This window comes from Stenotrophomonas sp. BIO128-Bstrain, from assembly GCF_030128875.1.
Lineage (GTDB): Bacteria > Pseudomonadota > Gammaproteobacteria > Xanthomonadales > Xanthomonadaceae > Stenotrophomonas > Stenotrophomonas bentonitica_A.
Genome location: NZ_CP124620.1, coordinates 3,596,025 through 3,608,590 on the forward strand (window position 1 = coordinate 3,596,025; position 12,566 = coordinate 3,608,590).

At 66.1% G+C, this 12,566-nt stretch carries 11 protein-coding genes; 10 read left to right on the forward strand and 1 reads right to left on the reverse strand.

Annotation, left to right across the window (positions count from 1 at the left end; all coding sequences use genetic code 11):
- The first annotated feature begins 17 nt into the window (after positions 1–17).
- The 4 genes from POS15_RS16430 to POS15_RS16445 all read left to right on the forward strand — a co-directional run bounded on the left by POS15_RS16430 (position 18) and on the right by POS15_RS16445 (position 6,175).
- Positions 18–461 carry a hypothetical protein gene (locus POS15_RS16430; RefSeq protein WP_026070152.1) on the forward strand — a complete coding sequence of 148 codons (444 nt, stop codon included), beginning with the start codon at positions 18–20 and terminating at the stop codon, positions 459–461.
- Between the two features lie 16 nt (positions 462–477).
- Entirely contained in the window at positions 478–4,149 is a 3,672-nt protein-coding gene (locus POS15_RS16435; protein WP_284128518.1) for a tubulin-like doman-containing protein, read from the forward strand.
- Between the two features lie 372 nt (positions 4,150–4,521).
- Positions 4,522–5,451: an energy transducer TonB gene (locus tag POS15_RS16440; protein WP_284128519.1), complete on the forward strand. Its 930-nt coding sequence runs from the start codon at positions 4,522–4,524 to the stop codon at positions 5,449–5,451.
- A gap of 31 nt (positions 5,452–5,482) precedes the next feature.
- Positions 5,483–6,175 carry a hypothetical protein gene (locus tag POS15_RS16445; RefSeq protein WP_019185552.1) on the forward strand — a complete coding sequence of 231 codons (693 nt, stop codon included), beginning with the start codon at positions 5,483–5,485 and terminating at the stop codon, positions 6,173–6,175.
- A 145-nt stretch (positions 6,176–6,320) separates the two neighbouring features.
- Here the strand turns inward: POS15_RS16445 and POS15_RS16450 are convergent, their stop codons facing one another.
- Positions 6,321–7,325: a histone gene (locus POS15_RS16450; protein ID WP_284128520.1), complete on the reverse strand. Its 1,005-nt coding sequence runs from the start codon at positions 7,323–7,325 to the stop codon at positions 6,321–6,323.
- Positions 7,326–7,880: 555 nt separating this feature from the next.
- On the opposite strand from POS15_RS16450, the gene POS15_RS16455 reads away from it, so the two are divergent.
- The 6 genes from POS15_RS16455 (at position 7,881) to POS15_RS16480 (ending at position 12,553) form a co-directional block, all read left to right on the forward strand.
- The gene (locus POS15_RS16455) at positions 7,881–9,308 is read left to right on the forward strand and encodes a Do family serine endopeptidase (protein ID WP_019185549.1); all 1,428 of its coding nucleotides are present in this window, start codon (positions 7,881–7,883) and stop codon (positions 9,306–9,308) included.
- A gap of 111 nt (positions 9,309–9,419) precedes the next feature.
- Positions 9,420–9,785, forward strand: a complete 366-nt coding sequence (locus POS15_RS16460) for a hypothetical protein (protein ID WP_284128521.1) — start codon at positions 9,420–9,422, stop codon at positions 9,783–9,785.
- Between the two features lie 8 nt (positions 9,786–9,793).
- A complete protein-coding gene (locus POS15_RS16465) occupies positions 9,794–10,294 on the forward strand; it encodes a phage holin family protein (RefSeq protein ID WP_284128522.1) in 501 nt (166 codons plus the stop codon).
- Positions 10,291–10,764 carry a protein sip-5 gene (locus tag POS15_RS16470; protein ID WP_284128523.1) on the forward strand — a complete coding sequence of 158 codons (474 nt, stop codon included), beginning with the start codon at positions 10,291–10,293 and terminating at the stop codon, positions 10,762–10,764. The genes POS15_RS16465 and POS15_RS16470 overlap by 4 nt, the downstream gene beginning before the upstream one ends.
- Before the next feature lie 136 nt (positions 10,765–10,900).
- Complete coding sequence (locus POS15_RS16475; protein WP_046274360.1) at positions 10,901–11,992, forward strand: AI-2E family transporter; 1,092 nt, start codon at positions 10,901–10,903, stop codon at positions 11,990–11,992.
- Positions 11,993–12,076: 84 nt separating this feature from the next.
- The gene (locus POS15_RS16480; RefSeq protein WP_019185544.1) at positions 12,077–12,553 is read left to right on the forward strand and encodes a hypothetical protein; all 477 of its coding nucleotides are present in this window, start codon (positions 12,077–12,079) and stop codon (positions 12,551–12,553) included.
- Positions 12,554–12,566: the final 13 nt, after the last annotated feature.

The following is a 12,566-nucleotide window of genomic DNA, read 5'->3' on the forward strand; positions in this document are numbered from 1 at the left end:
ACCGCCAAGGACAGAGCATGAGCCAGAAGAGTTCCCTCCCCGCGCCAGTGACCGACCAGCCGGCCACCGCCACGCCGTCCGAACAGACCGCACCGGCGACGACCGCGGGGACGCAGCAGCCGACTGCGACCTTCACCGGCGACTGGGACATCCAGGTCGGCGAGCAGACCAGCAGCCGCGATGCGCTGATTGGTGGTGTGGTGCTGCTGGTGCTGGCCGTAGTGTTCTTCGTGGTGAAGAACGCGTATGCCAACTGGCGGGTCAAGGAGCGCGTCGCGCCGAGTCGTGCCAATGCGTCGGGCTGGTTCCTGTTCATCGGTCTGATGGCGGTCGCCACGGTGACCGTGCTGGCCTTCGTCAACGCCGGGCGGTTCCTGGCGCCGTTGTATCTGGTGCCGATGAGCGCCTTGGCCGGCGTGTCGTTGATCGCCTGGCTCGCCACCTTCTCCGCCAAGCGTTGATCCAGGGGTCCGCCGCATGAACGATGCCACCGAAAGTACTTCCCTGCCCGGTCAGCCGCCGCAGGTAACCGAGAAGATCCGTCCGACGCTGTTCATCGCCCTCGGCGGCACCGGCATGAAGGTCAACATCCGTCTGCGCCGCCGCATTCTCAATGCGATCTGGGGCGGCAACGCGAAGGTCGAGAACGTCGCTGACTTCCCGGTGGCACAGTTCATCAACTTCGATCTGGATGCCGGTGAGGTCACCCAGGACGGCAAGTCGGTCAAGACCGACGTACTGGCCGAGCAGGTCGCCTTCACTCCAGAAGAGAAGATCATCGAGCGGCTGGACCTCAACAAGTACACCCAGTCCGACGACGAGCTGCGGCGTCATCGGGAAGTAGCTGAATGGTTCCCGCTCACGCCCGAGCGCATCCGCCTGCTGGGCGTGGATCCAAGTAAAGGCGCAGGCCAGATCCGTGCGCTGTCCCGCCTGTACTTCTTCGACAAGTATCCGGTGATCCGGGACAAGCTGCGCGACAAGATCGAGACGCTGCTGAGCAACATCGGCGCGCGTGCGGACAAGCTCAAGAAGCTGGGACTGGAAGTGGAGCCGGGCAAGGTGCGGGTGGTCATCACCGGCTCGGCGGCCGGCGGCACGGGCTCCGGCTCGTTCCTGGACATGGGCTATCTGGCCAAGGCGATCCTCAAGGAGAAGAATGTCGAGGGCAAGGTCGACCTGTACATGGTCCTTCCCGGCGGCTTCATCACCACCACCAACCCCGACCGCATCCAGGCCAACGGTTACGCCGCGTTGATGGAGCTTGAGACTGCACTGCGCGGCAATGTCCTGGTCAAGCATTGGGATGCCTCGGACAACCTGCACATCGACAGTCGCCCGTACGACGATGTGTACATCGTCGACAACACCAACGTGGCGATGGCCAAGACCAGTGAACAGGAAGACATCTACGAGATGCTCTCGGATGTCTTCTTCACCGACTTCACCTCCCAGGACTTCGCCAACCGCAAGCGCTCTGTGGCCGTCAACCAGAACCAGCACAAGATCCGCGCCTATTCGGTTCCGCTGCCGCAGGACTATGGTGACGATACGGAACTGCGTTTCACCGCGAGCTACTCCGGCGTCGGCCAGGCCGTGCTTGATACCCAGGTGGAAGCGCGCCAGAACGTACGCATGAACCGCCAGGTGCAGGCGATGCTCAAGGCGTTCTTCGGCATCGCCAATATCCAGGCCCCGGGCAACCGCCCCACTGATAAAGAACGCGATGATTTCCTGCGTGAGCAGCTGGCGATCGTGCCACGCACCTTTACGGATATTCCGCAGTTCCTCTCCCGCGGCGATCTTGCCACGCTCAACGGTGAGTTCACGCACTACCAGGTCGCTGATGATCTGTTGAAAGTGACCGGCGACGCCAGCATCGGTGCGCAGATCGAACAGAAAGTCGAGAATGCCTTCCAGCAGCTGATGCACGGCAGCGCTGACCGCGACCAATGGCCGCTGCACGTCCAGGATGTGATCAAGCAGCTTGAGCGCGATACCAAGGGCAACCGGGTGGACAGCGCCGACCGCAACCACGAAGTCCGCATCAAGGAGAATCGCCAGCGGGTGTTGCTGTCGATTACCGATGAGGCTGAACTGCCGGCGCAGATCTTCCGGCGCCTGGACGATGACGAGCGCGGTGGCCTGGACTACACGCTGGCCTTGGTGGAAATGATCAAGGACCGGCTCGAGAACGAAGGTACCGGTATCGTTCCTGCGCTGGAACGCAATGCGCAGCGATTCGCCGAGATTTCCGAGAGGCTGCAGAACGCCGAGCTTGCGCGCGAGTTCGAACGCCTCAAGGAGACCACAGGCAAGGGTCTGCTTGCGCGGATCAGCGGCAAGGACAAGCAGGCCGAGACCGTACTGGCGCAGATCAAGGAAACGATCCGCGACAGCCTGCTGTTCTACGTGCGCTCGGTCGCTTCGCGCGAAGCGGCCAACCTGCTGCGCGACGTCTCGGGCTGGCTCGGCGTCAAGGAAGCTGTCGATGCCCACGGCCGCCCGCTGTGGAGTGGTTTCGTCGGGCGCCTGCAGGACGGTCGCCAGTCGGTTGAGTCCCTGCTGCTGCACGTCGAACGTGACATCGGCAAGATCGAGGCGGCCATCGCCGAGAAGCATGCGACCCTGATCGCGCTCAAGGCACCGCAGGACGAAGAGCAGCCGGCAATCGATCCGGCCGAGTTCAGGCAATGGGCCAAGGAAGCATTCAAGGACTTCGGTGGCTCCCAGACGCTGTTCCAGAAGCTGCTCAGCGACGACGGCGCGCAGGAAGTGTTGGGCAAGCTGCGCAACAAGGCCGTGGCACAGCTGCCCCAGGTCGATGCCCGTACCCAGACCGATCCGCTGATGCAGGCGCTGGCCGCGCTTACGCCCGAGCAGCTGCGCGAGACGTTCCGCCTGCTGCTTCAGCGTGCGATGCCATGGGTGCCGCTGAACCTCAACGGTGGATTTGATATCTCCAAGGACCGCTACACCTGCCTGGTCGGCGTAAAGGATGCGCGCCTGTTCCGCCGCCAGTACGGCGCGATGCTGGAGCAGGCCGTACCGCAGGGCACCGGCATGACCGCCAGCCAGATCGACTTCGTCGAATCCGGCATTCCGGGCAAGCTGATCTGCTTCACCGAGTTGTCTGGCTTCCCGGTTCCGGCACTCACGCCACTGCCGACCTATCAGGCGGCTTACCGGAAAGAGGCGGCCCGTATTCCGCTGCACATCCACAAGCGGGTCAGCCAGTTCGTGCAGCCCATCCAGTTCACTCAGGGCCAGTACCGGCAGTTCGCTGAGGATTTCAGGATATACCTGCATGCCCTCGGCCTGGGGGTGCTCAAGCGCCGTGCCGATGGCAAGTATGAGATCACGCTGGAAGGCGACGGGTTCAGCATCGGCGATGAATTCTCCGTGCGGCAGAGTGGCCTGGACGGGAATGACAAACGCAACATCGAAGAACAGCTTCGCCAGCGCTCGGCCAACGTGCGCGACCCGCTGCAGCTGGCTGTGCTGGCCCAGCTGTTCCGGCATTACGCCACCGTGGCATACAAGCCGATCAAGCAGGAGGACCAGCAGGGTCGCGAAAGCTTGAAGAAGCGCTTCCCCTACAAGCTGAGTGAGATGTTGGCCACCGACTATCGGCAGAAGCTGGTGCAGGCCGCCGGTGACGAAGCCGACCGGATCGAAGAGCGCGCCCGTGCATTGTTCGACGCCTGGACGCAGCCGGTTTCCGGCTCTTCGGCCGATGTCTATGCTGACGAGGTCGCCACCGACCGGGGCGACAAGCGACAGGTAAATGATGCCTTCGCCCAGATGCTTGGCGTTACGTCCATTGCGGGCGCGAGCGCGGCGAGGCTTGCCCCGGGCGCGGTACCACCGCCTCCACCGCAGGGCAGCCTGCCCGGGGCACCCCCGCCACCGCCGCCGATGGTCGATTACAGCTACTACGTCGGCTACAACAACCAGTCGCTGGGACCGTATACGGTCCAGCAGCTGCAGCAGTTCGTGGGCACCGGCAACATCAACCGCAACAGCCTGCTCTGGCGCGAAGGCATCGAGTGGAGCGCGGCCGGTGCACTGCCGGAACTGGGCCATCTGTTCACCGCCCCATCGGCCCCGCAACCGCCGGCTCCCCCGCCGCCGCCCACCGGGTACTGAGGCTGTATCGCCGTAATGACTGACGCCAGCGCCACCGCCTCGATCTGTGTCAACGACCAGTGCATGAAGCCCCTGCCCGGGCAGGTACGCTTCTGCCCGTTCTGTGGGGTATCCGCGCCTGCGGTTGTGGCGCCGCCGGTCATAGCCCCGGCGGCGGTCATGCCGCCGCCCCCGATTCCTGCGACACCCTCGCCAGCGGCGCCGACAGTGGTGGAATCCGTGCCTCCACCGGCCCCTGCAGCGCCTCCGCCTTCCGCTGTGCAACCGGCATCCGCGCCGGGACCCAAGCGCTCGACCAGGCCACCTGCGCCTCCCGCGCCGATCGCGCCTGCGCCGATTGCTCCCGGGCCGAGCCCACGACCACGCTCACGCGTGCCGCTGGTCCTGGTCTGCCTGGTTCTGGGTGGGCTGTTCTGGGCGATCTTCCTGCGCGATCGAGGTACGTCGCCAACGGTGTCTGCCGGGCGCATCGAAGCGCATCGTGCGGCTGTGGAGTCATGCCTCGCGCGGGCGGACCTGGCCTGTGCACGCGTCGCCTTGCTGGGCATACAGCGCGATCTGCCGGGTGAAGAGAACTGGCGCGATCTGCAGGTCCGGGTGACTGCATTGGAAGCCGACCTTGCCAAGCAGGCCGAGCCCGCGCGCCCGACCCGCGCAGCGACACCGGCACCGGCTCCAGCGCCAACCGCCGCACAAGTACCCCTCCACACTGAGGTTGCCCAGGCGCCCCCCCTACCTGCGTCGATCCCGGACCGGTCTGCACAGGTGGATGCCGCATCGCGCGAGCGCGCTCCCGTGCGCTATCCGCCGGATGCAGTGCGTACCGGGGCACGCGGAACCGTTCTGCTCAGCATCGATGTTGCCGAAGATGGCACTGCGACGGCCATTTCGGTGATGCGCGCCAGTCGGGTGCGGTCGCTGGACCGTGCTGCGCTGGAAGCAGCGCGTCGCTGGCGTTACCTACCGGCCATCCGGGACGGACAGGCGAGTGCAAGCACGATGCAGCTGGAGGTGAGCTTCAGCCCAGACGCGGGCAACGCCTCAGACATGGCCGACCTGCGCCAACCTGACAACAGCTACCCGCCCAAAGCGCCGACGATCTCGCTGCCACCGGCAGCGGCGCCGGAAGCAGGCCTGCTGAGCAAGGCGCGGGTTGAACTGCAGCAAGGCCGCTACGACGTCGCCGTAGCCCTGGGCGAATCGGCCCTGCAGGTCAATCCCGACTCAGCGGCTGCCCGGTCGCTCATCCGCCAAGCAAAGGCGGAGCGCGACCGTGTCATGCGCGAAACCACCATCGAATGATGCCCGCCCCACTTCACACCAGGTGTTGACCATGAAAAAGGACTATTTCGCCCCCGCCTCGCTCGGCAAGGTGCTGTTGATCGGCCTCGCTACCGCCGGCACGCTTACCGGCTGCACCACGGGCAATCAGATGACCCGATCGGACTGGGGCAAGTGCCTGGGCGCGATCGCGCTGGGCACCGGCGCCGGCGCGCTGGTCAATGGTGAGAAAGGTGCCTACGTCGGCGCTGCGGCCGGCATCGCCGCCTGCTTCGTGATCAACGCACAAAGCCGCCGCACCCGTAGCGCGGCCCAGGTGGAGTCGGACTACCGGTCGCGATACTCGCAGCTGCCGGAGTCTGCCGAGGTCGTGCATTACCAGACCAGCCTCCCCGGCAACAGCGTACGGCGTGGTGAACCGCTGAAGATCGTCTCCAACATCGAAGCGGTCAGCGGCCGCCAGCAGCCGATCCGCGAGGTCAAGGAACAGATCCGGATTTACGAACCCGGCCAGTCCGAACCCTTCAAAACCGCCGAGAAAGTCGCCAGCGAGAGTGCAGGCAGCGGTGCGTACGAGAACACCTTCACCGTGACCTTCCCGTCCAACATGCCGCAGGGGCGCTATAGCATCCAGACCGACGTATTCGTCAATGGCGAGCGGTTGGACAAGGGCAGCAACCAGATCCAGGTGGTCTATGACGGCGAGCACCTGATGCGCGAGTTCGCCGCGATCGCGGCGCGCTGATGTTACCGGGGTGCCCTTCGGGGCGCCCTGTCTCCCCATGAGGGGACGATTACCCCGCCCACGTGTCCGGGTTGGGGATGAGCCCAGTGCATGGCTCCCACCATGCCGCTCCCGCCCTCAGGCAGGAGCAGCACGTTACGACGACTTACTTGCGCGCGCGCTTGGCCGGTGCCTTGCGGGCAACCGGCTTGGCCGCAGCACGCTTGGCCGGGGCGGCCTTGCGGGCCGGGGCCTTCTTGGCCACCGCCTTCTTGGCGGTTGCGACCTTCTTGCCGACGGTCTTCCTGGCCGCTGCGGTCTTCTTGGTCACGGCCTTCTTGGCGGTGGCGACCTTCTTGCCGACCGACTTGCGGGCGACGGCGGTCTTCTTGCCGGCCACCTTCTTGGCGGTCGCGGTCTTCCGGGTCACGGCCTTCTTGGCGGTCGCCGACTTCTTGGCAACGGCCTTCTTGGCGGTGGCGACCTTCTTGCCGACGGTCTTCTTGGCGACGGCGGTCTTCTTGCCGGCAACCTTCTTGGCCGCTGCGGTCTTCTTGGTCACGGCCTTCTTGGCGGTCGCCGACTTCTTGGCAACAGCGGTCCGGGCAGCGGCGACCTTCTTGCCGACGGTCTTCTTGGCGGCGGCGGTCTTCTTGGTCACGGCCTTCTTGGCGGTCGCGGTCTTCTTGGCGACGGCCTTCTTGGCGGTGGCGACCTTCTTGGTCACGGTCTTCTTGGCAGCAGCCGCCTTCTTGGTCACGGCCTTCTTGGCGGTGGTGGCCTTCTTGCCGGCAGCCTTGGTGGTCTTGGTCACGGCCTTTTCAGCGGTGGCCTTCTTCTTGGCGACCTGCTTCTTGATCGCGGTGGCTTCGGCCTTGGCGTTCTTCTTGGCCGCTTCCAGCTTCTGCTTGGCGGTGGCCAGGGTCTTGCCGACCGACTTGGCCGCCTTGTCAGCCTTCTTGGCGACGGTCTTCTCGACCTTGGTCACGGCCTTCTTGACCTTGGCGACCTGGGTGGTGGCAGCCTTGCGCGCGCGCTTGGCGGTCTTCTTGACCGAAGCGACTGCATCTTCCGCTACGTGTGCGATGGTCTCGCCGACGTTGGTGGCGGTTTCTTTTGCATCTTCGACGGTCTGCGAGAGAACCGTGGTCACACCATTACCGTTGCTCATTGAGTGCCTCCTAAGGGGCCTGGTTAGTCAAATCGCTGGCGATGCTATACCGGCGCGGTCCATCGTGGAACGGTCTTGATGCGATGCACGTGCCAAGTCGACAGTAGCACCCTCATCGGCGGCAGCAAGCAATGCACCGGCCGCGTGCACGAAACCCCTTGAAAACAGCATCGGCGTTCCCGCAGAAGATGCATGCGATGTGTCTCGATGCGCATGTCCGCCGCGCCCGGCGATGCAATGATGGATCGTCGTAGTTGATCCATTCCGTGCCCTCGTACTGCGTATTTGCGCTGGTTTGGATGGCGCGGGCGCGGCCGATGGACGCGCCTGCCGGTACGGTCTTCCCCTGCCGCGGGTATCGTGGCGCACCCGCTCTGCAGGTGGCCAGCGGCACACATCGCCCTGGCTGCCGGCGCCCATCCGTCGTGCGGCGCGACGCCGCCGGCAATGAATTTCATCCAGGGTTTAGCCGGTAGCGGACACACTCATTCAGGTTGAATTACCGTATACGTGTTTTCCCCTGCCCCGTCCCCTCCGACACGGAACCGCCGGACCATGCGACCGCTCCCGACCCTGCTCACGCTCGCCCTCGCCGCTGCCTTCGGCGGGTTCACCGCCACGGCCATCAATGCGCACCTGGACAACCGTGCCGAGGCGGCGCCGGCCGCGTATACGATCCCGACCACGGCCGCGCTGCCCGCAGCGGTCGCCGGCCAGGCGGTGCCGTCGCTGGCACCGATGCTGGAACGGGTGATGCCGGCCGTGGTGAGCGTCAACACCAAGCAAGTGGTACGGGTGCGCAACCCCTACTTCAACGATCCCTTCTTCCGCCGGCTGTTCCCCGAGGTGCCGCAGGAGCGCATCAACGAATCGCTGGGCTCGGGTGTGATCATCGATGCCGCCGAGGGGCTGGTACTGACCAACCACCACGTCATCGATAACGCCGACGACGTGCAGGTGACCCTGGCCGACGGGCGCACGGTCAAGGCGGAATTCATCGGCTCCGATGCCGATACCGATGTCGCATTGATCCGGATTCCGACCGGCAACCTGACCGAAATCAAGCTCGGCGACAGCGCGCAGCTGCGCGTCGGCGACTTCGTGGTGGCGATCGGCAACCCGTTCGGTTTCAGCCAGACGGTCACCTCCGGCATCGTCTCGGCCGTGGGGCGCAGCGGTATCCGCGGGCTGGGCTACCAGAACTTCATCCAGACCGATGCCTCGATCAACCCGGGCAACTCCGGCGGTGCGCTGGTCAATCTGCAGGGGCAGCTGGTCGGCATCAATACCGCCAGCTTCAACCCGCAGGGCAGCATGGCCGGCAATATCGGCCTGGGCCTGGCAATCCCCTCCAACCTGGCGCGCGACGTGGTGGACCAGCTGGTCAAGCACGGCGTGGTGGTGCGTGGCACGCTCGGCATCGAGGCGCAGAACCTGACCCAGCAGATCGCGCAGGGCCTGGGCCTGACCGAGACGCGCGGCGCGCTGGTCACCCGCGTGCTGGCCGGCTCCGGTGCCGCCGCTGCCGGCCTCAAGCCGGGCGATGTGGTGGTGTCGGCCAATGGCCAGCGGGTGGACAGCGCGCAGGCGCTGCACAACGTGGAAGGCCTGCAGCCGGTCGGCAGCACGTTGACCCTGGACGTGCGCCGCGAGGGCAAGCCGCTGCAGATCAAGGCCACGCTCAAGGAGCAGGCGCGCGCGGTCACCGGGGAATCGCTCGACCCGCGCCTGAGCGGTGCCACATTCGTCGATCTGCCCGAGTCGCTGCGCCAGGCCGGCGTGAGTGGTGTGCTGGTCAGCGAGGTCAAACGCGGCAGCCGCGCCGCCAACTCCGGGCTGGCGCAGGGCGATGTGATCACCGCGGCAACGGCAGGTGAGTTTGCCGATCTCGCCAGCTGGCGTGCCAACTTCCAGCAGCGTCCGGCCCAGCTGGTGCTGCGGATCATCCGTGGAAACGGCGGTGGCCAGCTGGTGATGCGCTGAACGCGGCGGCAGCCGTAACGTGGCTTACACCCGGCCGGTGCTATTACCTTGTGTTCGTTGCCGTCGGATCGTCCGCGGTCACCTTCCCCATCGCATAGCAGGAGAAACACGATGAGCCCCACCAATACCGAGAACCTGAAGGAACACCTGGGCGAAGCCGGCTCGCACCTGAAGTCGGCCGCCACCGCTGCCGGCGGTGCCATCAAGGGCGCGACCGGTGCTGCCGGTGACGAGCGGCGCATCGGCAAGGCCAACGTCAAGGCCGAACTGTCCGATACCGCGCTGTCCGGCCTGGCCGCTGCCGAGTTCGGTGGTGCCGCCGCCAAGGAACAGGTCGATGCACTGATGGACAAGGGCAAGGACCTGGTCGACAGCGCCGCTGAACTGATCCGCGAGCGCCCGCTGGCCTCCTTCGGCGTCGCCTTCGCGGCCGGCTGGATCATCGCCAAGCTGGCCCGTAGCGGCGGCGACAAGTAAGCAGCGGCGTGAGCGATCAAGCCCAGTCGACCGCTCCCGGTGGCGCGGATACCCCGCCACCGGACAGCGGTGAAAAAGCACCACGCCTGGACGAGAGCATCCGTCAGGTCGGTGAGGCCGGCCGTGAGACAGTCGATTCGGCCAAGCACACGCTGCGCTCCCTGCGACGGTTGGCTTCGGCCGATTTCGCGCTGGCGCGCAGCGCGTTTGGCCGGGCACTGGCCTGGGCCGGCGTGGCGATCGTGTTCGGTGCATCGGCCTGGTTGTTGCTGGCCGGTACGCTGATCGCCCTGATGCAGCGCTGGGGCCTGTCCTGGTTCCATTCGCTGCTGATCACGTCGATCGTCAGCCTGCTGGTCGCCGGCTACGCGATGTGGCGGGTGTCGTTCTTCTTCCGCCATACCGGCATGCATGCCACGCGGCGCCAGTTGTCGCGGCTGGGGCTGTATGACGAACCCAGCGATGAAGATCCCGATGCCGACGTGGATACCACGGGGGTGAAGCGATGAATTTCGAAGCGTTGCGGCAACGTGTCCAGCGCGCCGAGCTGGTGGTGGCGGTGCGGGTCGAGAAAACCCGCAGCAGCTGGTTCACCCTCAGCAGCGTCTGGCGGGCCGGATGGACGCCGTTGCGGATCATCACCGTCGGTCTCGCCGGCGGCTTCCTGGCCGGCAAGCTGGAGCCCACCGGTCTCGGTGCGAAAGTGCAGGGCGCGCGATGGCTGCAGATGATCGGCTCGGTCTCCAATCTGGTCGCCAGCACCCAGGCCGCGTTCGCCTCGCTGCAGGCCAGCGAAGCGGCCGATACCGCCGAGCAGGCCGCAGACAAGGTGGATGACGCGGCCGATCAGTCCCCGCGTCAGGCCGCCCCGGCACCGGCACCGGCCGCGCCACGGCTCGGGCCGGAGCGGCGGGTTGATCCGGCCTCGCCGTCCCAGCCGCAACCGGCTGAAGCAGCCACGGATCTGTCCGAACGCTGATCGCACTGCGGTCGGCAGCATCTTCCGAAGGCCCTGCGGCAGCTGCCGCGGGGCCTTTCTTCGTCTGCACGCACCCCACACGCCACGCGCACCCGGCTTGCCCAATAATGGCGCTCCTTTCCCGTGTGCGACCCGAATGAGCGTCCCGGTTCCCCCTTCTGCCGAAGCCGTCGTCGCACCGCCCGCGCCGCGCCCTCGCGCCCCGATGTCGCTGGTGATCCTGGCCACCCTGGCCGTCGCCTTCACCTTATGGGCGGCACAGGACGTGGTGCTGCCGATCCTGCTGGCGATGTTCTTCGCGCTGGTCGGCAACCCGATCCTGCGGATGCTGCAGAAGATCTGGATTCCCCGGTTCCTCGGCGCGGTGCTGGTGCTCGGCGTCGGCCTGAGCGGCGCCGCCGCGCTCGGCGTGCAGCTGGTCGGCCCGGCGATGGAATGGGCCCAGGAAGCACCGCAGCAGCTGCGCAAGGTCGCCCGCCAGGTGCAGAACCTGACCAAGCCGGTGCAGCAGGCCAACCAGGCCGCGGAGAACTTCGCGCGCGTGGCCGGTGGCGAAGGCAGCCGCCGGGTGCAGATCGTGCGCACCCAGCTCGATGATCCCTACAAGGTGCTGACCCGCGCACCACGCCTGGCCGCCTCGGTGCTGGCGGTGGTGCTGCTGACCCTGTTCTTCATGATCTACGGGCAGAGCCTGCAGAAGCACGCCATCGCCCTGTTCCCCAGCCGCCAGCAGCAACGGTTCACCGCCGACATCCTGCGCTCGATCGAGCGCGAGGTTTCCCGGTATGTCCTGACCATCACGGTGATCAACACGCTGGTCGGCCTGGTCTTCTCCGGCATCCTGCTGCTGCTCGGCATCTCGCTGCAGGAGGCGCTGCTCTGGGGCACCGTGGCCGCCCTGCTGAACTTCGCGCCCTATGTGGGGCCGCTGATCGGCGTGGCACTGATGTTGCTGATGGGCTTTGTGGAGTTCAGCGATCCGTTCAAGGCGCTGCTGCCGGCGGCCTGCTATCTCGCCCTGCATACGGTGGAAGGACAGGTGGTGACGCCGATCGTGCTCGGCCGCCGGATGGCGATCTCGCCGCTGATCCTGATCCTGGCCCTGATGGTGTTCGGCTGGCTGTGGGGCATGGTCGGCCTGCTGCTGGCGGTGCCGTTGCTGGTCTGCATCAAGCTGGTACTGGCACGATTGGACGGCACGCAGGGCTGGGCGCGGTTGCTGGAGTAAGCCTGTCAGGCCCGGGACAGGCTCGCCGCCCAATCTCGGATGCTGCCAGAATACCCGCACTTTTCTGGATGGATCCTGGCCCTGATGTCTTCTCTCGCTGTCCGTTGTCTTGCCCTCGCCGGCCTTGTCACGCTCGCCGCACCGACGTTCGCCGCAACCCCGCCCAGCACCGAGGTTGCCAGTCGCCAGCTGGTCGAGGCGGTCACCTGCCAGCGTCACCTGACGCCCGCGCAGTTCGCTGCCTTGGCGAAGGTGCTCAAGCCGACCGAGCTGCAGGCGTACGGCGAGCTGTCCGATGGCGAGTATGCGCTGACCACGCCGCTGCTTGTGCTGGGCCAGCCGGTGAACCGCCTGTACCTGTACGACGGCGCCAGCGGCGAGGACGGCGTTGACAGCTACACCGCCTACTTCAGCACGGCCAGCGTCGAGCAGATCGCCGCGCTGGCGAAGATGCGCGACAGCGTAGCTGGCGACTACACCCTGGAAGTGGGTCGACATGACCTGAACGTGCGGCAGCAGGACGGGCAGGCATCCATCAGCTGTTCCTACGACCTGCGCTGAAGCACAGCCCTGC